This is a genomic window from Geodermatophilus sp. SYSU D00758, assembly GCF_054049955.1.
In genome coordinates this window covers 23,335-48,436 of the sequence record NZ_JBJGYK010000003.1, presented here as the reverse complement: position 1 = coordinate 48,436, position 25,102 = coordinate 23,335, and the positions used below count along the sequence as shown (strand labels likewise).

General features: G+C 76.5%; 23 protein-coding genes and 1 tRNA gene. 7 read left to right on the top strand and 17 right to left on the bottom strand.

Annotated elements, in window-relative coordinates; translation table 11 throughout:
* Positions 1 to 76 precede the first annotated feature (76 nt).
* The 9 genes from ACI8AC_RS03305 to ACI8AC_RS03265 form a co-directional block, all read right to left on the bottom strand.
* Positions 77 to 757: a hypothetical protein gene (locus ACI8AC_RS03305; protein WP_456895156.1), complete on the bottom strand. Its 681-nt coding sequence runs from the start codon at positions 755 to 757 to the stop codon at positions 77 to 79.
* Complete coding sequence (locus tag ACI8AC_RS03300) at positions 754 to 1,503, bottom strand: CDP-alcohol phosphatidyltransferase family protein (protein WP_456895154.1); 750 nt, start codon at positions 1,501 to 1,503, stop codon at positions 754 to 756. The genes ACI8AC_RS03305 and ACI8AC_RS03300 overlap by 4 nt, the downstream gene beginning before the upstream one ends.
* Positions 1,500 to 2,753 carry a DUF1972 domain-containing protein gene (locus ACI8AC_RS03295; RefSeq protein ID WP_456895152.1) on the bottom strand — a complete coding sequence of 418 codons (1,254 nt, stop codon included), beginning with the start codon at positions 2,751 to 2,753 and terminating at the stop codon, positions 1,500 to 1,502. The genes ACI8AC_RS03300 and ACI8AC_RS03295 overlap by 4 nt, the downstream gene beginning before the upstream one ends.
* A gap of 147 nt (positions 2,754 to 2,900) precedes the next feature.
* Positions 2,901 to 4,367: a sugar transferase gene (locus tag ACI8AC_RS03290; RefSeq protein WP_456895150.1), complete on the bottom strand. Its 1,467-nt coding sequence runs from the start codon at positions 4,365 to 4,367 to the stop codon at positions 2,901 to 2,903.
* A gap of 180 nt (positions 4,368 to 4,547) precedes the next feature.
* Positions 4,548 to 5,135, bottom strand: a complete 588-nt coding sequence (gene pth / locus ACI8AC_RS03285; protein ID WP_456895148.1) for an aminoacyl-tRNA hydrolase — start codon at positions 5,133 to 5,135, stop codon at positions 4,548 to 4,550.
* Between the two features lie 62 nt (positions 5,136 to 5,197).
* Positions 5,198 to 5,905, bottom strand: coding sequence for a 50S ribosomal protein L25/general stress protein Ctc (locus tag ACI8AC_RS03280; protein WP_456895146.1), 708 nt, complete (start codon positions 5,903 to 5,905; stop codon positions 5,198 to 5,200).
* Positions 5,906 to 6,273: 368 nt separating this feature from the next.
* Positions 6,274 to 7,257 carry a ribose-phosphate diphosphokinase gene (locus tag ACI8AC_RS03275; RefSeq protein WP_456895144.1) on the bottom strand — a complete coding sequence of 328 codons (984 nt, stop codon included), beginning with the start codon at positions 7,255 to 7,257 and terminating at the stop codon, positions 6,274 to 6,276.
* A gap of 43 nt (positions 7,258 to 7,300) precedes the next feature.
* The gene (gene glmU / locus ACI8AC_RS03270; protein ID WP_456895142.1) at positions 7,301 to 8,776 is read right to left on the bottom strand and encodes a bifunctional UDP-N-acetylglucosamine diphosphorylase/glucosamine-1-phosphate N-acetyltransferase GlmU; all 1,476 of its coding nucleotides are present in this window, start codon (positions 8,774 to 8,776) and stop codon (positions 7,301 to 7,303) included.
* A gap of 76 nt (positions 8,777 to 8,852) precedes the next feature.
* Positions 8,853 to 8,925 (bottom strand) — tRNA-Gln (locus tag ACI8AC_RS03265).
* Between the two features lie 208 nt (positions 8,926 to 9,133).
* Here ACI8AC_RS03265 and ACI8AC_RS03260 point away from each other — a divergent pair.
* Together ACI8AC_RS03260 and ACI8AC_RS03255 are read left to right on the top strand one after the other, a co-directional pair.
* Positions 9,134 to 10,117, top strand: a complete 984-nt coding sequence (locus ACI8AC_RS03260) for an acyl-CoA desaturase (RefSeq protein WP_456895140.1) — start codon at positions 9,134 to 9,136, stop codon at positions 10,115 to 10,117.
* A 41-nt stretch (positions 10,118 to 10,158) separates the two neighbouring features.
* A complete protein-coding gene (locus ACI8AC_RS03255) occupies positions 10,159 to 10,746 on the top strand; it encodes a TetR family transcriptional regulator (protein ID WP_456895138.1) in 588 nt (195 codons plus the stop codon).
* A 22-nt stretch (positions 10,747 to 10,768) separates the two neighbouring features.
* Here ACI8AC_RS03255 and ACI8AC_RS03250 read toward each other — a convergent pair whose 3' ends face one another.
* The 7 genes from ACI8AC_RS03250 to ACI8AC_RS03220 all read right to left on the bottom strand — a co-directional run bounded on the left by ACI8AC_RS03250 (position 10,769) and on the right by ACI8AC_RS03220 (position 18,347).
* Positions 10,769 to 11,737: a 4-(cytidine 5'-diphospho)-2-C-methyl-D-erythritol kinase gene (locus tag ACI8AC_RS03250; protein ID WP_456895136.1), complete on the bottom strand. Its 969-nt coding sequence runs from the start codon at positions 11,735 to 11,737 to the stop codon at positions 10,769 to 10,771.
* Positions 11,734 to 12,465 carry a 16S rRNA (adenine(1518)-N(6)/adenine(1519)-N(6))-dimethyltransferase RsmA gene (rsmA, locus tag ACI8AC_RS03245; RefSeq protein ID WP_456895134.1) on the bottom strand — a complete coding sequence of 244 codons (732 nt, stop codon included), beginning with the start codon at positions 12,463 to 12,465 and terminating at the stop codon, positions 11,734 to 11,736. The genes ACI8AC_RS03250 and rsmA overlap by 4 nt, the downstream gene beginning before the upstream one ends.
* A gap of 142 nt (positions 12,466 to 12,607) precedes the next feature.
* The gene (locus ACI8AC_RS03240; protein ID WP_456895132.1) at positions 12,608 to 13,717 is read right to left on the bottom strand and encodes a ubiquitin-like domain-containing protein; all 1,110 of its coding nucleotides are present in this window, start codon (positions 13,715 to 13,717) and stop codon (positions 12,608 to 12,610) included.
* Between the two features lie 348 nt (positions 13,718 to 14,065).
* Complete coding sequence (locus ACI8AC_RS03235; protein ID WP_456895130.1) at positions 14,066 to 14,905, bottom strand: hypothetical protein; 840 nt, start codon at positions 14,903 to 14,905, stop codon at positions 14,066 to 14,068.
* Positions 14,906 to 15,003: 98 nt separating this feature from the next.
* A complete protein-coding gene (locus ACI8AC_RS03230) occupies positions 15,004 to 15,888 on the bottom strand; it encodes a TatD family hydrolase (protein WP_456895128.1) in 885 nt (294 codons plus the stop codon).
* Positions 15,885 to 17,687 carry a methionine--tRNA ligase gene (metG, locus tag ACI8AC_RS03225; RefSeq protein WP_456895126.1) on the bottom strand — a complete coding sequence of 601 codons (1,803 nt, stop codon included), beginning with the start codon at positions 17,685 to 17,687 and terminating at the stop codon, positions 15,885 to 15,887. Before metG ends, ACI8AC_RS03230 begins: the two co-directional genes overlap by 4 nt.
* A gap of 21 nt (positions 17,688 to 17,708) precedes the next feature.
* On the bottom strand, positions 17,709 to 18,347 hold the full coding sequence (locus tag ACI8AC_RS03220; protein ID WP_456895124.1) for a hypothetical protein: 639 nt from the start codon (positions 18,345 to 18,347) through the stop codon (positions 17,709 to 17,711).
* A gap of 182 nt (positions 18,348 to 18,529) precedes the next feature.
* Here ACI8AC_RS03220 and corA point away from each other — a divergent pair, with 182 nt between their 5' ends.
* On the top strand, positions 18,530 to 19,651 hold the full coding sequence (gene corA, locus ACI8AC_RS03215; RefSeq protein ID WP_456895122.1) for a magnesium/cobalt transporter CorA: 1,122 nt from the start codon (positions 18,530 to 18,532) through the stop codon (positions 19,649 to 19,651).
* 133 nt (positions 19,652 to 19,784) lie between these two features.
* Positions 19,785 to 20,705, top strand: coding sequence for an endonuclease domain-containing protein (locus ACI8AC_RS03210; RefSeq protein WP_456895120.1), 921 nt, complete (start codon positions 19,785 to 19,787; stop codon positions 20,703 to 20,705).
* 32 nt (positions 20,706 to 20,737) lie between these two features.
* Here ACI8AC_RS03210 and rsmI read toward each other — a convergent pair whose 3' ends face one another.
* Positions 20,738 to 21,577: a 16S rRNA (cytidine(1402)-2'-O)-methyltransferase gene (gene rsmI, locus ACI8AC_RS03205; RefSeq protein WP_456895118.1), complete on the bottom strand. Its 840-nt coding sequence runs from the start codon at positions 21,575 to 21,577 to the stop codon at positions 20,738 to 20,740.
* A 104-nt stretch (positions 21,578 to 21,681) separates the two neighbouring features.
* On the opposite strand from rsmI, the gene ACI8AC_RS03200 reads away from it, so the two are divergent.
* From ACI8AC_RS03200 to ACI8AC_RS03190, 3 genes are all read left to right on the top strand, one after another.
* Positions 21,682 to 23,208, top strand: a complete 1,527-nt coding sequence (locus ACI8AC_RS03200) for a dolichyl-phosphate-mannose--protein mannosyltransferase (protein ID WP_456895116.1) — start codon at positions 21,682 to 21,684, stop codon at positions 23,206 to 23,208.
* Between the two features lie 52 nt (positions 23,209 to 23,260).
* On the top strand, positions 23,261 to 24,055 hold the full coding sequence (locus tag ACI8AC_RS03195) for an enoyl-CoA hydratase/isomerase family protein (protein WP_456895114.1): 795 nt from the start codon (positions 23,261 to 23,263) through the stop codon (positions 24,053 to 24,055).
* A 77-nt stretch (positions 24,056 to 24,132) separates the two neighbouring features.
* Positions 24,133 to 25,083, top strand: a complete 951-nt coding sequence (locus ACI8AC_RS03190) for a PRC-barrel domain-containing protein (protein ID WP_456895112.1) — start codon at positions 24,133 to 24,135, stop codon at positions 25,081 to 25,083.
* Positions 25,084 to 25,102 lie beyond the last annotated feature (19 nt).

The following is a 25,102-nucleotide window of genomic DNA, read 5'->3' as shown; positions in this document are numbered from 1 at the left end:
CTGCGGACGGGGGCCGGGACGACAGCAGGGCCCCGGCCGGGTGGCCGGGGCCCTGCTGGTGGCGAGGTGGGGGCGGTCAGCCGACCGCACCGGTGAACACGAGGAACGGCGCGCCGGCACGCGGGCTGACGGAGACGGTGACGCTGTCTCGGTCGTCGGCCGGGACCGTGAAGACGTAGACCCCCTCGGCGGAACCCCCCTGCTCGAGGGTCCCCGAGAAGGGCGCCGCCGACGGGTCGTCGAGCGGCGAGGCCGGCAGCCGCTCCCCGCCGTGGGCGAGGTCCACCGCCACCCCGGCCAGGTCCACCGGCTCCGCCGTCCCGTTGCGCAGCAGCACGGTGACCCGCAGCGCCGGACCCGACATGTTGCCCGGGCCGACCCCGGTGCCCTCGATCGCCTCGATGCCCGCGACGGTCGCGCTCAGCCCGTCGGCGGACTCCGCCGGCCGGTCCAGGGGGACGGCCGGCAGGCTCGGGGGCAGCTCGTCCGCCACGACGCCGCCGACCGGCTCGGGCGGCGGTCCGGTGGGGGGATCGGGCTGCTCCGCCGGCGGCTGCGGCCCGGGGGCCGGCGCCGTGGACGGTGCCGTGGGAGCTGCGGAGGTCGCCGCGGCGGCGGTGCCGCGGTGAGGGGACCCGTCCTCACCACCGGTGAGCAGGACCACGGCGGCGACGGCGAGGAGGGCGGCCAGCAGGCCGAGCGCGACCAGGAGCGGCCGGCGCGGGGCCCGGGCCTGCGGCGGGACGTCGGTGCTCATCGGGTCAACCTGCCCATCTCTGCGAACCACCGGACGGAGGCGAGGGCCAGGAACCCGGCCGCCGCCACGAAGAGGGCCGTGTAGGCCGGGAGGAACAGCGCCGGCCAGCCGTACAGCACGAAGGCGCAGGCGAGCAGCCCGTAGTCGGTGGGCAGCGTGAGCAGCGAGCGACCCACGCCGGGCCGCCGGTCGGTCGGCTGCGCACGGGTCGGCGCCCCGTGCCGGGCCCGGAGGGCCTCGTTGAGCATGGTGGCGAAGTAGGTGACGGCGTCGGCGACGCAGTACCCCAGCGGCACCAGCAGCAGCCAGCCGTCGTCCACGGTGCCCGAGCGGTAGAGCCCGATCAGCAGCGCCAGGTGCAGCGCGGAGGCCTTGACCGCGTCGATCACGTGGTCGAGCCACTCCCCGGCCGGGGAGCCACCCCCGCGCAGCCGGGCCAGCTGCCCGTCGGCGGAGTCCAGGCCGTACCCGAGCAGCAGCAGCGCGGTGACGGCCAGGCCGACGGGCACGCTCGGGGAGGCCAGGGCGAGCAGGACCAGCGCGGCGGTGGTGCAGGCGGCGCTCAGCCCGGTCACGGCGTTGGGGGTGAGCCCGGCGGTGTACGCGAGCGCCGCCAGCAGCCGGCCCAGCGGGCGGTTGACGAAGCGGGAGTAGGCCGGCGCCCCGGTGGCGCCCTTCTGCGCGGTGGAGAGCCGGCGCAGGGTGGCGCCCAGCCCCTCCGCGGGGAGCGCCGGCGCGGCGGTCACGGCTGCCCCGCCGGGAGCCGTTCGGCCTCCGGCACCGGCGCCGGCACCGGGACGTCCACCGACGTCCCGGGTGCGGGCGGCGGCGGGGGCAGGAGGGCGTCGGCCGCGGTGGGCCGGCGCCGTCCGGACGGGCGCCGACGAGGGAACCGGCGTCCGGCCAGCCGGGCCGCCAGCTCCTCGTAGCCCGCGGCCACCTCGTCCCAGTCGTAGGCGGCGGCCCGCTCCCGGGCCCGCTCCCCCGCCCGCAGGGTGCCCTCGGGGTCGGCCTCCGCGGCCTCGGTCGCCCGGGCGACGTCGGCCGGCGTGCGGAACCACCGCCCGGACTCCCCGACGACCTCGCGGTTGAAGTCGACGTCGTAGGCGGTGACCGCCGCGCCGGCGCCGATGGCGCGCAGCAGCGAGGGGTTGGTGCCCCCGACCGAGTGCCCGTGCAGGTAGGTGCAGGCGTGCGCGTAGAGCTGGTCGAGCAGCTCCTGGTCCCAGACGCCGCCGAGGAAGCGCACCCGGTCGTCGGCCAGGGCGTGCACGCGCCGGGTGTAGGCGTCCGAGTAGGGCGCCGAGCCCACCACCACGAGCGGGCGCGTCGCCGCGCTGGCCACGTAGCCCTCGACCACCAGGTCGACGTGGTTCTCCGGCTCGAAGCGGGCGACCACCAGGTGGTACCCGCGGGCCTCGAGCCCGACCTCGCCGAGCCGGTGGGCACCGGGCCGGATGCGGGGCGCCCCGTAGGCCAGCAGGGTCGTCGGTGCGGCGAAGGCGTCGCGGTAGTAGTCGGCGATGCCCTGCGCGTCGGCGATCAGGACGTCGGACCAGCGGACGGCGAGCGCCTCGGCGGTCCGGTAGTACCGGCGTCCGGTGGGACCCCACTTGGCCCGCTTCCACTCCAGGCCGTCCACGTGGGTGGCGACCGGGATCCGCGCGGCCCGAAGGAGGGGCAGCAGCGGCGCGTTGGCCGCGTTGAACACGATCGCCACGTCGGTGCGGTGGGTCAGCAGGTGCTGCACCGACAGCGCGGTGTGGCTCAGCGTCTCCAGCGCGCGGCGGCGGGCGGCCGGCAGGTGGACCAGCCGCATGCCCAGGTGCTCGGCCGGGGGCGGCCCGGCGGCGTCCGGCGTGGTGCGGCAGTAGACGACGACGTCGTGACCGCGGTCGGCCAGCCGGCGGCCGACCTCCTCGACGGCGGTCTCGAAGCCGCCGTAGCGCGCGGGCACGCCCCGCGTGCCCACCATGGCGATGCGCAGCCTGTCCACCGTGCCTCCGATCAGGGGCGTCTCTGGAGGGACGTCGTCTCCGACGGGACCGACCGCCGTCCCTCGGGGGTGCATCGGCGGCGGGGGCGGTCCGGGTGAGCCGGGCGGGTGGGACCTCACCCGCACGGGTCACCGGACCGGCGGCGCTCAGTAGGCGCCGGAGCTGGCCAGGACGGCGCGCACCGTCTTGGCGAGGATGAGCAGGTCCAGGGCCAGCGACCAGTTCTCCACGTACCGCAGGTCCAGGCGCACGGCCTCCTCCCACGGCAGGTCGCTGCGGCCGGAGATCTGCCAGAGGCCGGTGAGGCCGGGCTTGACCAGCAGCCGGCGGCTGACCGAGGTGTCGTAGCGCGCCACCTCGCCCGGCAGCGGCGGTCGCGGCCCGACCAGCGACATCGAGCCGGCCAGCACGTTGAACAGCTGCGGCAGCTCGTCGAGGGAGAAGCGGCGCAGCCACCGGCCCACGGGGGTGACGCGCGGGTCGACCCGCATCTTGAACAGCAACCCGTCGGAGATGTTCTGCCCGGCGAGCGCCTCGACCTGGCGGTCGGCGTCGACGACCATGCTGCGGAACTTGAGGATGGTGAACACCCGGCCGTTCGCGCCGACCCGCTCCTGGCGGTAGAGCACCGGGCCGGGGCTGCCGGCCCGCACCGCGACGGCGATGACCAGCAGCACCGGGGCCAGCAGCAGCAGCGCCACGGCGGCGGCGGCGCGGTCGATCCCGCCCTTCACCACGCGCTGCCAGCCCTCGAAGTGCGGCTGCTCCACCGACAGCAGCGGCAGCCCCTCGAAGGGCCGGATGTGCAGCCGGGGGCCGGCGACCTCGATGAGGCCGGGGGCGACGAGCAGCTCCAGGCCCGAGCCCTCCAGCTCCCAGGACAGCTCCCGGAGGTACTGGGCCGCGGTCTCGCTGGCCGAGGTCACCGCGACGGTGTCGGCGCCGGCGCGGCGGGCCACGGCGAGCACCTCGTCCAGGCCGCCCACCGGGAGGGCGGCGGCCTCGGCGACCCGGACCCGGTCGGCGGGGGTGACGCAGGCGGCGACCACGTCCAGGCCCGCGTAGCGCTCCCGGCGCAGCCGGGCGGTGAGCTCCAGCACGGCGGAGCCGCGGCCGACCACGACGACGCGCTTGGTGCACATCCCGCGGGCCCGCAGCCCCCGCAGCGAGCACCGGGCCGCGTAGCGCAGGGCCAGGGTCGCGACGGCGAGGGCGGGGATGGCTCCGACGACCAGCGCCCGGGAGAGGTCGAGCCGGGCGGCGTAGGAGACGAAGCCGGCAGCGGCCAGCAGGAGGAAGCCGGCGCGCAGGACCGCGCGGTACTCGTCGCTACCCGTGCCGAAGAGCCGCTCGGAGTACGCCCCGCACGCCCACAGCAGCACCGGCCACAGCAGCACGAGCCCGGCGGCGGCCGAGGTCAGCGAGGTCGGTGCGTCGTCGTGCACCAGCAGGACGGCGGCGGCGGCCAGCGCGGCGGCCAGGGCCTCCGCGGCGACGAGGGCCACGACGTAGCGGCCCGCCCAGGTCGTCCCGGCCGGGCGCGTCCCGGTCGCGGCGGCGCCGACCGGGGACGTCGTCGTCCCCAGCCCGGCCATGGTGTGGTCCAGCAGCACGGTTCCCCCCGAGCATCACGGTGCGTGGTCGGTCGGGGATCGGGTCCGGGGTGCCGAGGGAGGATTCCTGGGCTTTTCCCCGGTCGGACCGCCCGGCGACCGGCCAACACTCACACTGCGTGACGACAGGAGTCAACGCGGAGCCGGCCGGGTCACCCGATGAGGGGGGCTCGCCGTCCCTCAGGTGCGGGGGTGGACGACGTTCTGCGCGGCCTCGAGGCCGCGGGCGAGGAGCTCCTCGGTGGCGTCGGCCGCCTCGGCGACGAGGAGGTCGAGCTCCTTGCGCTCGGTCGCCGAGAAGTCCCGGAGCACGAAGTCGGCGGGGTCCTGCCGCCCGGGTGGGCGGCCGACGCCCACGCGCACCCGCAGGTAGTCGCGGGTGCCGGTGGAGCGGGAGACCGAGCGCAGCCCGTTGTGCCCGCCCTCGCCGCCGCCGCGCTTGAGTCGCACGCTGGCGAAGGGGATGTCGAGCTCGTCGTGCAGCACGACGAGCTCGGTGGCCGGGATCGAGTGGTAGTCGAGGAGGCCGCGGACCGGGCCGCCCGACTCGTTCATGTAGCAGGTGGGGCGCGCCAGGACGACGCGGCGGCCGGCCAGCCGGCCCTCACCGATGAGGCTGCGGGCGCGCTTGCCCTTGCCGGGCGAGAGCCGCACCCCGGCCCGGGCGGCCAGCTCGTCGAGGACCATCGCCCCGACGTTGTGCCGGTTGCCCGCGTACGAGGGCCCCGGGTTGCCGAGCCCGACGACCAGGTACGGGCCCTCGGGCACGACGGCGGGGGCGCCGGCGGTGCCGGCGCCCCCGCGGGTCGCGTTCTCGCTCAGGACGTGCCTCAGCCGCTCTTCTCGGCGGACTCCATCGACTCGCCGCTGCCCTGGTCCAGCGGCTCGGGGACGACGTCGCCCTCGCCGGTGCCCTCCTCGGCCTCGACGGACTCCTCGCGCTCGATGCCGGCCTCGGCCTCGGCCTCGGCCAGCTCGGCCTCGAGGGCCTCGGCGGTCGGGGCGGCCATGAGGTTGACGACCAGCGCCTCGGGGTCGGTGAGCAGCGTGACGCCGGAGGGCAGCGACAGCTCGCTCGCGTGCACGCCCTGGCCGGCCTCGCGGCCGGTGACGTCGACCTCGACGGTCTCGGGGATCGAGGTGGCGGGGGCCTCGACGGACACGGTGTTGAGCTCGACGCTCACCAGCGTCTCGGCGGCGGCGTCGCCGGTGACGTGGACCGGGATGTCGACGGTCACCTTCTCGCCGCGGCGGACGACGAGGAGGTCGACGTGCTCGTGCACGCGGGTCAGCGGGTCGCGCTGGACGGCCTTGGTCAGCGCCAGGTGCTCCTTGCCGTCGAGGACGACGGTGAGCAGCGCGTTGGTGCCGCCGTTGCGCAGCGCCGCGGCGAACTCGAGGGCCGGCAGGGACAGGTGGACGACGTCCTGGCCGTGCCCGTACAGGACGGCGGGGACGCGCCCGGCCCGGCGGGTACGGCGGGCGCTGCCCTTGCCGAACTCGGTGCGGGCCTCGGCGACGAGGCGGAAGTCAGCCACGGTGGTGTGCTCCTCGGGAGGTGGATCCGGGTCTGCAGCCGGCACGCGACGCGGCACACCTCGGGACAGGCACACGCACGTCGATCACGGAGTACGGCGGACCGTCTCCCTCGCCGGGCAACTCGACCAGCGTACCCGACCGGCGGGAGCCGCCTGCCGGGACGCTGCTGCGGCGGCGTCGTCCCCCTGGCACCGGGCCCGGGCCGCGACTGCGGAGAAGTCGTCACCCAGCAGGTCCGCCCGGCGACGACTTCCCGGCAGTCGGGCTGCCGCCCGGCCGAGTGCGGCGGCAGGGCTCAGCGCCGGCGGGCACGGCACCTGGCCGCGGTGCGGTGCCGTCGAGGAGCGGGGCCCGGAGGGCGACAGCGTCACGACGCCCCGTCGAAGAGGCTCGTGACCGAGCCGTCCTCGAAGACCTCCTTGATCGCCCGCGCCAGCAGGGGGGCGATGGAGAGCACGGTGAGCTTGTCGAACTGGCGGGCCGGCTCGATGGGCAGCGTGTTGGTCACGATGACCTCGCTGACCCGGCTGTTCTTCAGCCGGTCCACGGCCGGCCCGGAGAGGACGCCGTGGGTGGCGGTGACGATGACGTCGGCGGCGCCCGCCTCGAACAACGTCTCGGCGGCCTTCACGATCGTGCCGCCGGTGTCGATCATGTCGTCGACCAGGATGCAGACCCGGCCCTCGACGTTGCCGACCACGCTGTTGGCGACCACGGAGTTCGGCTGCGTCTCGTCGCGGGTCTTGTGGATGAAGGCCAGCGGGGTGCCGCGACCGAGCTTGTTCGTCCAGCGCTCGGCCATGCGCACCCGCCCGGAGTCCGGGGAGACGACCGTGAAGTCCCGGTCACCCCACTTCTCGCAGAGGTGGTTGACGAGCAGGTCCAGGGCGAAGAGGTGGTCGACCGGCCCGTCGAAGAAGCCCTGGATCTGCGCGGTGTGCAGGTCGACGACCATGAGCCGGTCGGCGCCGGCGGTCTTGAACAGGTCGGCCACCAGGCGGGCGGAGATGGGCTCGCGGCCGCGGTGCTTCTTGTCCTGGCGGGCGTAGGGGAAGAAGGGGGCGACGACGGTGATCCGCTTGGCCGACGCACGCTTGAGGGCGTCGACCATGATCAGCTGCTCCATCAGCCAGGTGTTGATGGGCGCGGTGTGGCTCTGCACCACGAAGGCGTCGCAGCCGCGGACCGACTCCTCGAACCGCACGAACAGCTCGCCGTTGGCGAACTCGTACGACGCCGTCGGCGTCGGCGTGACCCCCAGGTGCCCGGCGATCTCCTCGGTCAGCTCCGGGTAGGCCCGGCCGGAGAACAGCATCAGGCTCTTGCTGGTGGTCTGCCGGATGGCGCTCATCGGCTCTCGCCCCTACGTGTCGTCGTCGCTGGTGCCGGCCGTCTCACCCGGCCCCGGCCGTCCCGGGGTCGGCCTCCTCGGCCGCCTCCGCCGCGCGGGCGGAGGCCGTTCCCGGTCGGCGTCGGCCGACCCAGCCTCCCACATTGCGCTGCTTGGCCCGCGCGACGGCCATGGCCCCCGGTGGGACGTCCGACACGATGACCGACCCGGCGGCGGTGTAGGCGCCGTCCCCCACGGTGACCGGCGCCACGAGCATCGTGTCGGAGCCGATCCGCACGTGGTCGCCGACGGTCGTGCGGTGCTTGGCGATGCCGTCGTAGTTGACGAACACCGTCGCCGCGCCGACGTTCGACCCGCGGCCGATGGTGGCGTCGCCCACGTAGGAGAGGTGCGGCACCTTCGAGCCCTCACCCACCTCGGCGTTCTTCGTCTCGACGAAGGCACCCACCTTCGCCCCGCGCGCGAGCCGGCTACCGGGACGCAGGTAGCCGAACGGGCCCACCCAGGCCTCCGGGCCGATCTCGGCGCCCAGGCAGTGCGAGCGCACCACGGTGGCGTCCTCGGCCACGGCGCAGTCGACGAGGGTGGTGTCCGGGCCGACCACCGCGCCGGTGGCCACGGAGGTGGCCCCCCGCAGGTGCACGCCGGGCTCGAGCAGCGCGTCGGGCTCGACGGTGACCGTGACGTCGACCCACGTGGTGGCCGGGTCGACGACGGTGACACCGGCGCGCATCAGCCCGTCGAGGACGCGGTCGTTCAGCGTCCGGCGGCGGGCGGCCAGCTCGCGGCGGTCGTTGCAGCCGAGGACGTCGACCGGGTCCTCGGCGGGCGCCCCGCCGACCGGGTCGCCGTCGCCGGCCAGCAGGGCCAGCACGTCGGTGAGGTACTGCTCGCCCTGGTCGTTGTCCTCACCGAGCCGGCCCAGGGCCCGGCGCAGCGCGGCGGCGTCGCCGACGTAGACCCCGGCGTTGACCTCGCGCACCGCCCGCTGCTCGGGGGTGGCGTCGCGCTCCTCCACGATCGCCCGCACGGCGCCGTCCTCGTCGCGCACGATCCGGCCGAGCCCGGTGGGGTCGTCGACCACGGCGGTGAGCACGGTCAGCGCGTGCCCGGCGGCCACGTGCGCGTCGACCAGCGCGCGCACGGTCTCCGGCCGCAGCAGCGGGGCGTCGCCGTTGACGATCAGCACGGGCCCGTCGAGGTCGGGGACGGCGGCCAGCGCCACGGCGGCCGCGTGCCCGGACCCGCGCTGCTCCTCCTGGACGACGGGCAGCGCGGCCGGCGCGACCTCGGCCAGGTGGGCCTCCACCGCCTCCCGGCCGGCGCCGACCACGACGACGGTCGACCGCGCGGCCAGCGGCTCCGTGGCGGCGAGGACGTGGCCGAGCATGCTGCGCCCCCCGAGGGCGTGCAGCACCTTGGGCGTCGACGACCGCATGCGGGTGCCCTGGCCGGCGGCGAGCACGACGACGCCGGCGATCCCGCCCTCGGGGCCGGTCTGCGGCGGGGATGCGGTCACGGGTCTCCTCCGTAGGGGGCGGTGCGCCGACCCGGGCGGGCGACCGGGTCCGGCGCGACTGCGGTCGGTGCGTCTGCTGGGGGACTCGGACTCGAACCGAGACTTCCCGGCTCCAAAGGCCGGCGGGCTGCCGATTACCCCATCCCCCACCCCGGGTGCCGCCGGTGGCGACGGCACGCGCGGACGCGGTCGGCGTCCCCCGGAGAGTAGGCCGTCACCCGCCGCCGGCACCGCGCGGCACGGCACCCGGCCCCACCGCGCGGGCCTCCCTACGGTGACGTAGGTTACGCACCCAGCAGCCCCGGGTGCCCAGCGACCGGCAGTCTCCGGGCCCTCCCCCACCCTCCTGGAGACCGCGTGCCCGCCCCTGCCGTCACCCGCCCCACCGCGCCGCCCCGGCCGGCCGATCCCGACGCCGGGCTGCCGGCCAACGCCCTCGGCAAGGAGAAGGGCCCCCTGGAGCAGCTCACGCTGTACGTGTTCGTCGTGGTGCCCTTCCTGGCGCTGGCGGCCGTCGTCCCGGCGGTGTGGGGGTGGGGCCTGTCCTGGCTCGACGTCGGCCTGGCCGTCGGCTTCTACTTCCTCACCCTGCTGGGCATCACGGTCGGCTACCACCGGCACTTCACGCACGGGTCGTTCAAGGCCGCCCGGCCGCTGCGCGTCGGCCTGGCCGTGGTCGGCTGCATGGCGATCCAGGGGCCGGTCGTCCAGTGGGTCGCCGACCACCGCCGGCACCACGCCTTCTCCGACCGCGAGGGCGACCCGCACTCGCCGTGGCGCTACGGCAGCGACGCCCGCGCCCTGCTCAGAGGCATGTGGCACGCCCACCTCGGCTGGCTGTTCGACCGGCGGCAGACCAACCCCGAGCGCTACGCCCCGGACCTGCTCAAGGACACCACGCTGCGGCGCACCAGCCGGCTGTTCGTCGTCTGGGCCTTCCTGAGCCTGGCCCTGCCCGCCGTCGTCGGGGGCGTCGTGACCGGCACCTGGACCGGCGCCTGGACGGCGTTCTTCTGGGCCGGCCTGGTGCGCGTGGCGCTGCTGCACCACGTCACCTGGTCGATCAACTCGGTCTGCCACGTCGTCGGCAACCGGCCGTTCGCCTCCCGGGACCGGGCCACGAACTTCTGGCCGCTGGCGATCCTCAGCGCCGGCGAGTCGTGGCACAACCTGCACCACGCCGACCCGACCTGCGCCCGCCACGGGGTGCTGCGCGGGCAGGTCGACATCAGCGCCCGGGTGATCTGGGCGTTCGAGAAGCTGGGGTGGGCCCACTCGGTGCGCTGGCCCGACCCCGTCCGGCTGGCCGCGCGGCGGGTCCCCGCACCGGCGCCGTCCTGACCCCCGTCCCGGCCGCCGCCCCGTCCGGCCGGCGGGCGCGGATGAGCGGCGCCCAGCGCCGTGCCCAGCTGCTCGACGTGGGCCGCGAGCTGTTCGCCCGGCGCGGCTACGCGGCCACCTCGGTCGAGGAGCTCGCCGCCCGCGCCGGGGTCAGCAAGCCGGTCGTGTACGAGCACTTCGGCGGCAAGGAGGCGCTGCACGCCGCCGTCGCCGACCGCGAGCTGCGGCGGCTGCTCGACCGGTTCGGGGCCGCGCTGGCGGCCGGTGGGCCGCCGCGGACCCTGCTGGAGGGGGCGGCCGCGGTGCTGCTGGACTACGTGGCCGACGACACCGACGGCTTCCGGGTGCTCTCCGCCGACTCCCCGGCGAGCGGCGGCGCTCCCCCCGGCCCCGCGCTGCTCGGCGAGCTGGCCGCCCGCGTGGGGCACGTGCTGGCCGCCGAGTACCGCCGCCGGGGCCTCGACCCGGGGCTGGGGGCGCTGCACAGCCAGGCCTTCGTGGGGATGGTGGCCCTGGTCGGCCAGTGGTGGCTGCCCACCCGGTCACCCGGCCGCGCCGAGGTGGTCGGCGCCCTGGTGGACCTCGCCTGGGACGGCCTGGCCCGCCTGCGGCCTCCCGGCACGCCCTGAGCGGGGGCCGGCCGGCGCCTGCTCAGCCCACGAGGCGGGCGCCGTGGACCGGGCCGTGCACCGCGCGCACGGTGCGGTAGACCCCCTCACCGGCCAGGGTGGCGGCCAGCCGGACGGCGGCGTCGGCGTCCTCGACCAGCGCGGCCACGGTGGGCCCCGAGCCGCTCACCAGGGCGCCGACCGCCCCCGCCGCGGTGGGCGCCCGCAGCGCCCGCCGCAGGTCGGGGCGCAGGGACAGCGCGGGGGCCTGCAGGTCGTTGGCCAGCGCGGCGGCCAACGCCTCCGCCGGCCCGGACCGCAGGGCGGCGATCACCGGCTCGGCGGGGTCGAGGTCGGTGCCGGCGGGGACCCGGCCGTCGGCGCGCAGCCGGTCGAGCTCGGCGTACACGGCCGGCGTGGACAGCCCCTCCCCGGCGATGCCGAGCACCCAGTCCCACCGGCGCCGGGCCAGGACCGGCGAGAGCTGCTCGCCGCGCCCGGAGCCCAGCGCCACCCCGCCGTGCAGGCTGAAGGGGACGTCGCTGCCCAGCCGGGCGGCCAGCCCGGCGAGGTCGCCGCGGGTGGCGTGGGTGCCCCACAGGGCGTCGAGCGCGACGAGCGCGGCGGCGGCGTCCGCGCTGCCCCCGGCCAGCCCCGCGGCGGCGGGGATGGACTTGTCGATCGTGATGGCGGCGTCCGCCGCGACGCCGGCGTGCTCGGCGAGCAGCTCGGCGGCCTGCCAGACGAGGTTGCGCCGGTCGGTCGGGACGGCGCCCGCTCCCGGAGCCGCCGTGCTCCCCTCGCCGGTGACGGCCAGCGACAGGCCCCGCCCGCGGCGGACGGTGACCGTGTCGAACAGCGACACCGCGAGGTAGACGGTGCGCAGCTCGTGGAAGCCGTCGGGGCGCAGCGGGCCGACCGCGAGGTGGACGTTCACCTTGGCCGGGGCGCGGGCGGTGACCGTGCCGTCTCCGGTGATGCGGCCGGGGCCCCCGGAGGTCGCCCAGCTCACGGCCGGGTCTCCCCGGCGACGGCCGCGAGGCGGGCGAAGTCGGCCACGGAGAGCTGCTCGCCCCGCGTGGCCGGGTCGATCCCGGCGGCCCGCAGCCGCTCCTCGGCCGCCGCCGGGCCGCCCGCCCAGCGGGCCAGCGCCGCGCGCAGCCCCTTGCGGCGGGTGGCGAAGGCGGCGTCGACGACCGCGAACGTCGCCGCACGGTCCCCCGGCGGCGGGGGCCGCCGGTCGAGGGCGACCAGCCCGGAGTCGACGTTGGGCTCGGGCCAGAACACCCGCCGGCCGACGTTGCCGGCGCGCCGGACCTCGCCGTACCAGGCCGCCTTCACGGAGGGGACCCCGTAGGCCGGGGACCCCGGCGCGGCGGCGAGCCGCTCGGCGACCTCGGCTTGGACGAGGACCAGCGCACGGCGCAGCGAGGGCAGCAGCTCCAGCAGGTGCAGCAGCACGGGCACGGCCACGTTGTACGGCAGGTTGGCCACGAGCGCAGTCGGGAGCGGGCCCGGCAGCTCCCGGACCCGCAGCGCGTCGGCCTCGACGACGGTGAGCCGGTCGGCGAGGTCGGGGCGGCGGGCGGCCACGGTGGCGGGCAGCAGCGCGGCCAGCCGCGGGTCGATCTCCACGGCGGTCACGGCGGCGGCCTCGGGCAGCAGCCCCAGCGTCAGCGAGCCCAGGCCCGGCCCGACCTCGAGGACGACGTCGTCGGCGCGCAGCTCGGCGGTGCGCACGATGCGCCGGATCGTGTTGGCGTCGTGCAGGAAGTTCTGCCCGAGGGTCTTGGTCGGGCGCAGGTCGAGCTGCTGGGCCAGGTCGCGGATGGCGGCCGGGCCCAGCAGCCCGTCGGACGGTGTGCCGGTCAGGAGGACCCGATCAGCTGAACAGCCGGGGTCCGCAGTGCGGCCACTGGCCGGCGCCGGAGCGCTGGTACAGCAGCTGCGCGCGGTAGGTCTGCTCGTCGGCGGAGGCCGCGGCCGGGTCCCCGGTGCCGCCCACCGAGTTCCAGGTGGCCTGGGAGAACTGGTACATGCCGCGGTACCTACCCGTGGAGCTCACCGCGTTCGGCCGCCCGCCGGACTCGCACTGCGCGAGCGCTGCCCAGTTGAGGCCGTCGGCGCTCGGGGTGTTCCCCGAGGAGACGGGGGCGGCCGGGCGCTCCTTGGTGCCCACGCTCACGAGCTCGTCGACCGGCTGGCGGGTCACGGTCTGGGAGAGCTGCTCGCGGCCGGTCTCGACGCCGTCGGTGACGGTGACCCGGAAGACGGTGGCCTGCTCGCCGTCCACGCCCTGCCGGGTGACCGCCTCGTCGCCCTCGAGGCGCTCCGGGTCGGCGGTCTCGACGGTCGCGTGCGGGATCGCGGCGACCTCGGTGACCTCGGTGACCTGGACGCGGAACACCTGCAGCCGCATGCGGTCCAGCAGCGCCTGCTCCGGATAGAGGCTCGTGCGGTCGGTGGGCGCGAGCGCGATGCCCCGCTCGGCGAGGAGGTCGCCGGCGGTCGGTGCGGTGGTGGTGACCACCTGCTCGGTGCCGTCGACGACCAGGGTGACGTCCTTGGGCGTGGTGATCGACAGGGCCATGCCGTCGAGGGGCAGCCGCTCGCTGCGGCTGGCCGAGAGCACGATGTCCTCGGCCCGGTACCCCAGCTGGTCGAGCGCCTCCTCGACCGACAGCGCGGTGACGTGGACCTCGCTGGTGACGCCGTCCACGGTCAGCTGCAGCGGGCGGGCCCGGTTGACCACCACCGTGTCGCCGTCGGCCACCGGCGCCGCCGGCTCCGGCAGGACGACGTCGTGCGCCCGGGTCCGCAGGCCCTCGTCCTCGAGCACCTCGGCGACGGTCGAGGCGTAGGTGCTGACCTCGCGCGCCTGGCCGTCGACGGTGAGCGTCACCGACTTCTGGGCGGCGAAGTAGGCCAGGGAGCCGCCCACCAGTCCGCACAGGACGAGGGCGAAGAGGGCGAGCTTGAGCGTTCGGGCCACGGCACTTCCAGGGGTCTCCGGACCCGGGCAGAGGACCGTTTCCAGCACCCGCACGGCAGCCGATCAGGAGCGGGGACTCCCGGTCGGTGGACGCCGCCCGGGTCGATCCCCACCCCGGCTGGTTCCGACACGTTAACGGACTCGGTGCACCGGACAACGATGCGTGGCGAGTGAACCAGGGCGGCGATGTGTCGACTCGTGGACGCGCCGACACGGAGGGTCAACGGCGCGCCGGGTGAGGCCGGTGTGACGGGTGGGCAGCGTGGGGCCCGCGAGGTGACGAGGGCCACAGCACGATGCCCGGGACCGGGCCGGCGCAGGGCCCGGACCGGGCCGGTGGGTGGCCGCTCAGCCGGTCAGGGCGCGCTCCCCGTTGCGCACCGGGCGCAGCCAGGTGACCAGGAACCCGGCCACGGCGAGCCCGGCGGCCAGCCCCGCGAAGCCGCCGGCCACGAGGGCCACCGGCAGCAGGTCGGCGCCGTCGGTGACGCGGTCGCCGAGGTCGATGCCGGCGGCCAGCAGCAGGGTGCCCAGCGGCAGCAGGGCCAGCACGCTCACGGCGGCGGTCACCAGGTGGGCGGTCCAGGTGCGCAGTGCCTCGTCGACGGGGACGTCGGCACCCTCGGCGGGCATCGGCCGGAGGAGCGAGCGGAGCAGGGCGACCTCCGCGAGCACCCAGGCCAGCAGGGGCACGGCCAGGGCGACCCAGGCGACCGAGTCGGGCAGCTGGTCGCGCTGCCACATGAGCACGGTGACGACGACCTCCGCGGCCACGACCGCACGCATCGTCCACAGCAGCGCCAGGGAGATCTGGTCGCCCTGCCGCGGCCGGCGGGCCGGGGAGCCGGCGCGCCAGCGCGGGCGCGGGCGGGTCGCCTCGGCGAGCACGACGCCGAGCAGCAGGCCGACGACGAGGGCCGGCGCCCAGAGGAAGACCGACGCCTCCGCGAAGAGCACGACGCTGGCGACGATGCCGACGATGCCGAGCAGCAGCCCGAGCCGGCGGACCCGGCGGCCGTGCAGCGCCTGGCGCTGGAGGGTGGTGCTGCCCTCGGGCGTCGGCGTCGCGAACTCCACGGCCGCGGAGGCGACCGCACGGCGCCCGGCGGCCAGCCACCAGGCGCGGGCGAGCAGGACCCCGGGCACCAGGAGGGCGATGAACAGCACGACGGCGATGAGGCGGCCCACGACAGCCAGTGTCCCCCGGTTCGGCGCCCGTGGGGCGCCCGGTCACGGGACCGTCAACTCCCCCGGCCGCGCTGCCGCGACCTCCACCCGCGACGGGGTCACACCTCCCAGGGACCGAAGACCCGCTCGGCGTTCCGGGTCAGCGCGGAGCAGAGCTCCTCGACGTCGACCCCGGTCACCTCGGCCAGCGCCCGCACCGTGTGCGGGAGCAACCGGGAGGCGTTGGGCCGCCCGCGGTGCGGCACCGGGGTGAGGAACGGTGCGTCGGTCTCCACCAGCAGCTGGTCCAGCGGGGTGAGCGCCGCGGCCTCCCGCAGGTACCCGGCGTTGGCGAAGGTCAGCGTCCCCGCGAAGGAGAGGACGTGCCCGCGGGCCACGCAGGCCCGGGCGAACGCAGCGTCCCCGGAGAAGCAGTGGAAGACCGTGTGCTCCGGCGCACCCTCGTCGTCGAGCACCCGGAGGACCTCCTCGTGGGCGTCCCGGTCGTGGATGACGAGGGCGACGCCGCGCTCCTTCGCGATCCGGACGTGCGCCCGGAACGCGGCCTCCTGCGCCGCCCAGCCCCCCGGGCCGGTGCGGTACCGGTCCAGCCCGGTCTCCCCCACCGCCCGCACCCGCGGCAGCGCGGCGAGGCGGTCGATCTCGGCCAGGGCGTCGTCGTCGGCCGCGCCGGCGCCGGCCTCGTTGGGGTGCACGGCGACGGCGGCGAGCACGTTCGGCCGGCGTGCCGCGAGCTCGGCCGACCAGCGCGAGGACGCGACGTCCACCCCGACCTGCACCAGCCGGGGGACGCCGACGGCCACCGCGGCCGCGATCTCGGCGTCGACGTCCGCCTCCGCGGGCGGCTGCCCGTCCTCGGGGCGGAACCCGGTGAGGACGATGTCGAGGTGGGTGTGGCTGTCGACCGCCGGCGCCGGCAGCGGCTCCGGGGACGGCGGCGGCTCACCCCGCCGGTTGGCGCGGGCGCTCGCCGACCGACTCACGCAGAGCTCCCCTTCTCCTCCAGCCTGGCCAGCTCCTCGGCGACGATCGACTCGTCGAGCTTCTTGAACACCGGGGTCGGCGGCGACAGCGGCGTCCCCGGCGGCAGCGGGCGGGAGGCCCACACCGCCTGCCCCTCGTCGTAGTCGCCGGTGATGATCGGGTACGGCGAGCCGTCGTCGAGGTCGGTGACCTCCTCGACCCGCGGCGCCGGCGACCACACACCGGCCCCGCCGAGCAGCTCGTGCACCTTCTGCGCCGAGTGCGGGAGGAACGGGGTGAGCAGCGCGTTGCAGTCGCTGACCGCCTGCAGCGCGGTGTGCAGCACGGTGTCCCGGCGGGCCGGGTCCTCCTTGAGCTTCCACGGCGCCTGGTCGGACAGGTACTTGTTGGCCTCGCCCACCACCCGCATCGCCTCGGCCGCGGCCGCCTTCTGCCGGTTGCGGGACAGCAGGTCGCCGACCGGGCCGAAGGCCCCGGACGTCGCCGCCAGCAGGGCGCGGTCGGCGCCGGTCAGCTCGCCCGGCGTCGGGACGGCGCCGACGTTCTTGGCGGCCATCGAGACCGACCGGTTGACCAGGTTGCCCCAGCCGGCGACCAGCTCGTCGTTGTTGCGCCGGCGGAACTCCGCCCAGGTGAAGTCGGTGTCCTGGGTCTCCGGCCCGGCGGCGGCGATGAAGTAGCGCAGCGCGTCGGCGTCGTACCGGGCGAGGAAGTCGCGCACGTAGATGACGACCTGGCGCGAGGAGGAGAACTTGCGCCCCTCCATGGTCAGGAACTCGCTGGAGACCACCTCGGTGGGCAGGTTCAGCCGGCCCAGGGATCCGGGTGAACCGCCCCGGTCCCCCTCGCCGTTGTAGCCGAGCAGCTGCGCCGGCCAGATCTCGGCGTGGAAGACGATGTTGTCCTTGCCCATGAAGTAGTAGGCGTCGGAGTCCGGGCTCTGCCACCACTGCCGCCAGGCCTCGGGGTCGCCGGAGCGGCGGGCCCACTCGATGGAGGCCGACAGGTAGCCGACCACCGCGTCGAACCACACGTAGATGCGCTTGTCCGGCCGGTCCCGCCAGCCGTCCAGCGGCACCCGCACCCCCCAGTCGATGTCGCGGGTGTAGCTGCGCGGCTTGAGGTCCTCGAGCAGGTTGACGCTGAAGTTGAGCACGTTGGGCCGCCAGCTCTTCCGCGACCCGAGCCAGTCGCCCAGCGCCCGGGTGAAGGCCGGCAGGTCGAGGAAGTAGTGCTCCTCCTCGACGAACCGCGGCGTCTCGCCGTTGATCCGGCTCACCGGGTTGATCAGGTCGACGGGGTCGAGCTGGTTGCCGCAGTTGTCGCACTGGTCGCCGCGGGCGCCGTCGTACCCGCAGATCGGGCAGGTGCCCTCGATGTAGCGGTCGGGCAGGGTCCGCCCGGTCGAGGGGCTGATCGCGCCCAGGGTCTTCTGCGGGAAGACGTACCCGTTCCTGAGCAGGCCCAGGAAGATCTCCTGGCTGACCTGGTGGTGGTTGACCGTCGAGGTCCGGGTGAACAGGTCGTAGGACAGCCCGAGGGACTGCAGGTCGCCGACGATCACCCGGTTGTTGCGGTCGGCGATCTCCCGCGGGGTCACCCCCTCGGCGTCGGCCGCGACGGTGATCGGCGTCCCGTGCTCGTCGGTCCCGCTGACCATCAGCACCCGGTTGCCGGCCATGCGCTGGTAGCGGCTGAAGACGTCGGAGGGGACGCCGAAGCCGGAGACGTGGCCGATGTGCCGCGGGCCGTTGGCGTAGGGCCAGGCGACGGCGGTCAGGATGTGCCGATCACTCACGGGTCGAGGGTACGGACCTCCTCAGGGGGCCCCGGTGACCCCGGCCGGGGCCGGGACGTCCCCGCCGTGCACGGGCGCCGGCGTGGCGAGCGCGACGCCCACCAGCACCAGGCCGATGAGGCCGACGGTCACCGCGCGGGCCCGGGTGCGGACCGGCTCGGGGGCCGGGTGGTGCACCGCCGTCCGCCGCTGCTGCCCGGCCCACGTCGCCGCCGAGGGGGCGCCGGCGAGCAGCAGCTTGCCCACCGGGACGGCCAGCGCGGTGAGCGCGAGCGCCGGCAGCGGCAGCGCGACCGGGAGCGGGTCCAGCAGCGAGGTGAGCAGACCCACGGCGAGCAGGCCGCCGCCGAGGACCAGCTCCCCGCAGGCCACGCCGGTCAGCAGCCGGGCACCGGAGCCGTCGAGGAGCAGCGCGGCGCCCCCGGCGCAGAGCACCACCCAGGTGGCCAGGAGCAGCACGAGGGCCCCGACCAGCAGGCCCGGCGGGTGCAGCGGCGCGGCGAGCAGCCCGTCGAGGCCGGTGAGCGCGCCGGCGACCAGGGCGACCGCCTCCAGCGCGGACACCGCCGCGGCCCCCAGGACGGCCGCCGGGGGGCGCCGCCAGGGCCGCGCCGGGCTGCCGGTGCCGAAGAGGGGACGGTCGAGGACGGTGCTCGCCACGGGGCTGCTCTCCCTGGCCGGGGACGACGGTCACCGGTCGGGTCGGCGGGTCCGGCCGGTGGCTGGACCCCTGCGCGGGTCGCCCTCACCCCCCGGGGGGAGCCGGCCGTGCTGCGGCCGCGGGGCTCGCCGGCCCGGCCCGCCTACGCTGACGCGGGCACCCGGCCCGGAGAGGAGCGTCGATGACCGCCTCGGACACCCCTGCCGGAGCCGCGGGCGCCCGTCCCGCGGCGTCTCCCGCACTGCGCCCGCGCCCGGCCGGCCCGCCCGGGCCACCACCGGCCCGGACCACACCGGCCCGCCCGGAGGGCGTCCCCCCGGTGGTCGACTGCGGCATCTACGTCGACGGGGTGCGGCAGGAGCCGGCCGACCACCGCAACGCGCTGCGCCAGGCCACCGAGCAGGGCGGCTTCGTCTGGCTGGGACTGTACGCACCGCGCGAGGAGGAGCTCGCCGACTTCGCCGAGCAGTACGGCCTGCACCCGCTGGCCGTGGAGGACGCCGTCTACGCGCACCAGCGGCCCAAGCTCGAGCGCTACGACGACGGCCTGTTCATGGTGCTGACCACCGCGACCTACGTGGAGCACGACCGGCTCACGGCGACCAGCGAGGTGGTCGACACCGGCGAGGTCATGGTCTTCCTCGGCGACCACTACGTGATCACCGTGCGGCACGGCGAGCACGGTTCGCTCGGCGACCTCCGGCAGAGCCTGGAGCAGCAGCCGGACCTGCTCTGCCTCGGGCCGGCCGCCGTCCTGTACGCGGTGGCCGACCGGGTCGTCGACGACTTCGTCGACGTGGCCGCCGCGGTGGAGGAGGACGTCGACGAGCTCGAGTCGTCGGTGTTCAGCCCGGAGCGCACCGACGACATCGGCCGGCTGTACCAGCTCAAGCGGGAGCTGATGTCGCTGCGCCGGGCGGTGTCCCCGCTGCTGGTGCCGCTGCAGAAGCTCGCGGAGCGGCAGGTGGACGTCGTCCCGGAGGCCACCCGGTCCTACTTCCGGGACGTCGAGGACCACGCCATCCGGGTCCGCGACCAGGTCGCGGGCCTCGACGAGCTGCTGACCTCGATCCTGCAGGCCTCGCTGGCCCGCACCTCGCAGGCCGACAACGAGGACATGCGCAAGATCAGCGCGTACGCGGGCATCATCGCCGTCCCCACCGCCATCGCCGGCATCTACGGGATGAACTTCGAGTACATGCCCGAGCTGGAGTGGCGGTTCGGCTACCCGCTGGTGCTCCTGGTGATCCTCAGCGCGATCGTGCTGCTCTACCGCGGCTTCAAGCGCAACGGCTGGCTGTAGCGGGGGGCATGGCGCCGGTCGGTGCGCGCAGTCGCACCTCACCGCGCGGGCTGGGAGGTGGATCCCTGCGCAGCCGCTACCGGGCTGTGGACGGACGGGACGGCGTCCGGCCCGCCTGGTGCAACCTTCCCCGGTGCCCCGACCGGCCGCGGTCCCCGACTGCCTGCATCGCGTCCCCTTCCGCGGCTCCGAGGCCGTCCGCAGCGGGTTGCTGAGCCGGCGCCAGCTCGATGGCAGCACCTGGCGCCGGCTCCTGCAGGACGTGTACGTCCACCACGCCGTCCCCGTGACGCACGAGCTGCGGGTGCGGGCCGCGGCGCTCCGTGTACCCCTCGGTGTGGCGACCGGCGCCAGCGCGGCCGTGCTGTGGGGCGTCGCGCTCGCGGGGGACGAGGACGACGTTGAGCTCACCGTCCCCCGCGGGCACCACCACGTCCGGGTCGCCGGCATCCGCGTCCGGAGGGCCGACCTGCCCGCCGGCGAGGTGCTCCGGCGCCGCGGGATCCGGGTGACCACGCCGGAGGCCACCGCGGTGCGGGTGGCCGCGGCGCTGCCCGCTGATGCGGGGGTGGTCGCGGTCGACCAGCTGGTCGCGACCGGGGTCGTCGACCTGGCCACCATCCGCGAGCTGGCCGCGGTGGGCCGGGGCCCGGGATCCGCGCGGGCCCGCGAGGTGGTGGCGCGCGCGGACGGGCTCGCCGAGTCGCCGCAGGAGACACGGCTGCGGTTGCTGATCGGCCGTGGCGGCCTGCCGGTGCCCGTGGCGCAGTACCAGGTGCAGGACGAGCGCGGTGTCGTCGCGCGGGTCGACTTCGCCTGGCCCGACCGGAGGATCGCGGTCGAGTACGACGGCACCTGGCATGCGGAGCCGGGCCAGTTCGCCCGGGACCGCCGACGTCTGAACCGGCTCCAGGCCGCCGGGTGGCGGGTCGTCTTCGTCACGGCCGCGGACCTCCACCGCCCCGATGACCTGATCACGCGCCTCGCCGCCGCCCTGGCCGCAGGCCCCTCGGGCACCGGTGCGCGCACGACCACCACTCCACCCTGCGGGTGAGGTGGTGCGGTGAGCAGCCGCGCCGGCTCCGGTCACGGGTCCTTCGCGGCCACCACCGCGTCGTAGACGGTCCGGCGGGGCAGGCCCGTGCGGACGACGACGGCACGGATGGCGTCCTTGCGGGTCGCGCCCGCGGCCTCCTCGGCGGCCACCTCCGCGGCGAGCTCGGCCGGGGACACCGCCACCGGCCGCGCGGGCGCGCCGCCCACCACCAGGGTGATCTCGCCGCGCACCCCCTCGGCGGCCCAGGCGGCCAGGTCGCCCAGCGGCCCGCGCCGGACCTCCTCGTGGGTCTTGGTGAGCTCCCGGCAGACCGCGGCCGGCCGGTCCTCGCCGAAGGCGGCTACGGCGTCGACGAGCGCGTCGGCCAGCCGGTGCGGGGACTCGAAGAAGACCATCGTGCGGGGTTCCCCGGCCAGGCCCGCCAGGCGCGACCGCCGCTCCCCGGCCTTGCGCGGCAGGAACCCCTCGAAGCAGAAGCGGTCGACCGGCAGCCCGGAGACGGCCAGGGCGGTGGTCACCGCCGACGGCCCGGGCACCGAGGTCACCTCGACGCCGGCCTCGACCGCCGCCCGCACCAGCGTGTAACCGGGGTCGGAGACCGAGGGCATCCCCGCGTCGGTGAGCAGCAGCACGGTCGCACCGGAGCGCAGCGCGTCGAGCAGGCCGGGCAGCCTCGATCGCTCCACCGACTCGTGGAAGGTCACCACCCGCCCGGCCGGGGTCACCTCGAGGTCGGCGGCCAGCCGGTGCAGCCGCCGGGTGTCCTCGACGGCGAGGACGTCGGCCGTCGCCAGGGCCGACCGCAGCCGCGGGCCGACGTCCCCCGGCTGGCCGAGGGGGGCACCGCCGAGCACGAGGCGACCGGTCATGGGGCCGAGCCTGTCACGGCGATCGGCGGAGGCCCGCCGGCAGGGGCCGGCGCGAGCGCGGCAGTGACGGGGGGCGGGCGGGTCCGCTCACTACCCTGGCCCCCATGGCGGTGCTGGCCCCCGAGCGGACCGACCGGGACCCGGACGACGCCGCGCCGCGGGGAGCCGGGCGTCGGCGGGCACCCCGGCCCCGCCGGGACGCCACTCCGCCGCTGCCCGGGGACCGCCGGCTGGCCTGGGTGCTCACCGGGCTGCTCGGGCTCGGCGCGCTGGGCCTGCGCCTGTGGGGCATCGGCTACCCGTCGGACCTGCTGTTCGACGAGGCCTACTACCCGCCCGAGGCGGCCGAGCTGCTGCGCTGGGGCCACGAGTACAACCGCGGCTACACGTTCATCGTCCACCCGCCCCTGGGCAAGTGGCTGATCGCCGCCGGCATCGAGGTGTTCGGCTACGACAGCGTCGGCTGGCGGGTGCCGTCGGCGGTGGCCGGCAGCGTCGCGGTCGTCGTCCTCACCCGGCTGGCCCGGCGGCTCACCGGCTCGACGTTCCTCGGCCTGGTCGCCGGGCTGCTGCTGGCCGTCGACGGCATGTCGTTCACCCTCTCCCGGATCGGCCTGCTCGACGTCTTCCTGCAGGTGTTCGTCGTGGCCGCGGTGGCCTGCCTGGTCGTCGACCGCGACCGGGTGCGGGCCCGGGTGCGCACCGCCGGGGAGGTCGCCGCCGGCGGGTTCCGGCTCGGCCCGCGGGGGTGGCGGATCGCCGCCGGGGTCCTGTTCGGCTGCGCCTGCGCGGTGAAGTGGAGCGGGGTGTGGTTCCTCGCCGGCTTCGCCGTGCTGTCGCTGTTCTGGGACCGCGCCGCCTGGCGGGAGGCCGGCGTCCCCCGGCCCACCGTCGCCGCCGCCCGCCGGGGCCTGCCCGGGGCGCTGTGGGCGCTGGCCGCCGTGCCGGTGCTGACCTACCTGGCCGGCTTCACCGGGTGGTTCCTCGGCGAGACCGCCCAGGGGCGGCACTGGGCGCAGCAGAACCCCGACACGGCCTTCCCCTGGGTCCCGGACGCGCTGCGCTCGCTGTGGCACCAGCACGCCGAGTGGCTGCGCTTCCACAGCGGGCTGTCCAGCCCCCACCCGTGGGAGTCCGGGCCGTGGACCTGGCTGGTCAACGGCCGGCCGATCCTGCTGTGGAACCCGCAGGGGCTCACCGACGCCGCCGGTGACCAGGTGGTCCGGTACATCCTCATGGTGGGGACGCCGACCCTCTGGTTGGCCTTCGCCCCGGCGCTGGTCTGGGTCGCGTGGCGGCTGGTCGCCCGCCGCGACCCGGCCGCCCTCCTGGTCGTCGTCGCGGTCGCCGCGGGGTGGGGCACGTGGTTCCTCAACCCCGAGCGCACGATGTTCGCCTTCTACACCGCCCCGGTGGTGCCGTTCCTCGTGCTCGCGGTGGTGCTCGTCCTCCAGGACGCGCTGGGCCCCCCGGGCGCACCGCCGTGGCGCCGGCAGCTGGGGCTCGGGGTGGTCGGCCTGTACGTCGGCGTGGTCGTGGCGACCTTCTCCTTCTTCCACCCCGTCCTCACCGGGTCGCCGCTCTCGCACGCCGAGTGGCTGGACCGGATGTGGTTCCCCTCCTGGTTCTAGGGATCGGGCGGCGGACCCTACGGTGTCCGCACCGGCACCGGAGGGGACGACGATGACCGACGAGCAGGACCGCCCGCGCGTGCGCACGACCCTGGACGGCGACGTCCACCGGATCACGCTGGACCGGCCCGAGAACGGCAACGCCATCGACCTCGCCATGACCGCCGGGTTCCTCGCCGCGCTGCGGGACCGGCCGGAGGGCGCCCGGGCGGTGCTGGTGCTGGCGGAGGGGCCGCGCTTCTGCGTGGGCGGGGACGTGCAGGGCTTCGCCGCGGCCGCGGACCCCGCCGCGCACATCGCCCGGCTGGCCGCCGCCTGGCACGAGGTGGTGCGGGCGCTGGTGACCTGCCCCGTCCCCGTCGTCGCCGGGGTGCACGGCGCGGTGGCCGGCGCCGGGGTCGGGCTCGTGGGCGCCTGCGACGTGGTCGTCTGCGGCCGCTCGACGAAGATCCGCCCGGCCTACGGGGCGATCGGGCTCTCCCCGGACGGCGGGACGTCGTGGGCGCTGACCCGCGCGCTGGGCGCCCCGCGGGCGCTGGACCTGCTGCTGTCCGACGGGACGCTCAGCGCGGCCGAGGCGCACGCCTGCGGCCTGGTCGCCCGGCTCGTGGCGGACGCGGAGGTGCACGGCGCGGCCACGGCCCTGGCGCACGCGGTGGCCGCCGGGCCGGTGCGGGCCGTGGTGCGCACCCGGGCGCTGGTCCGGCAGGCGGCGGTGCGCTCCCTCGACGAGCAGCTCGACGAGGAGGCCCGGCTGATCGCCGAGTCCGCCGCCGACCCGGAGGGCCGGGAGGGCGTGCGCGCCTTCGTGGAGCGGCGGCCGCCGGACTTCCGCGGCGCAGGCTGAGCCACGCCCGGCCCCCGCGCGGCGGGCGCCGCGGTCGGTCCGGTTTCGGAGCGCCGTCCCGGGTACCCGGCTCCCCCGTGGAGGAGCCCCTCCGCCGTCGTCGCACCCCCGAGGAGGAGACCATGGACCTGCCCGACCGGGACGAGGCCCGCACGTGGGTCGGACTGACCGTCGTGGACCGCGAGGGTGCCGAGATCGGCCGGTGCACCGCGGTGTTCGCCGACGAGGCCACCGGACGACCGGAGTGGGTGTCCGCGGAGCTCGACGGCGCCACCGTCGTCGTCCCCGTGGTGGACGCCACCGAGCAGGCCGGGCAGGTGCGCGTCACGGTCACCCGGGACGCCGTCGCCGCCGCTCCCCACCGCGACGCCGGGCGGCAGCTCAGCGAGGCCGAGGAGGCGGACCTCTACCGCCACTACGGCATCCGGGCGTCGCGGGAGGCCTCGGAGACCCTGCTCCCCGCCGGTGCCGGCGAGGACGGTCCCGGCGAGGACTCTTCCGGCGAGCACGGGGAGCAGCAGGCCGGGACGCCCGTGGCACCGATGCCGGCCGGCGGGACGGCGAGCACGCCGTCGGCACCCCCGGCCGCCCAGCCGAGCAGCACCTCCGACACCGCCCCGGCCGCCCGGAGGAGCCGGCTGCCGGCCGCCCTGGGGGTCGCCGCGGCGCTGGCCGCCCTGGTGGCCGCGGTCCGGGCCGCCCGGCTGCGGGCCCGCGCGCCGTGGGAGCGGCGGCTGGAGGCCCGGCCGCCGTGGGAGCGGCAGCTGCACGCCCGGCCGCCGTGGGAGCGGCGGCTGCGTCCGCGCCGGCCGTGGGAGCGGCGTCCGCCGACCCCGGCCGAGCGGGTGTCCCGCGGGGCCCGGACGGCGTCCGGTGCGGCCCGGCGGGGCACGCGGAAGGCCGGCGCCGTGGCCGTGCCGGCGGCCGCGACCGCCGGGGCCCTGGCCCGGCGGGGGACGCGGGCGGGTACCGAGGCCGGCCTGCGCGCGGCCCGGGCGACCAACCGCCGGGTGAAGCGCCTCCGGTGACCCTCCGGGAGCCCCGGAG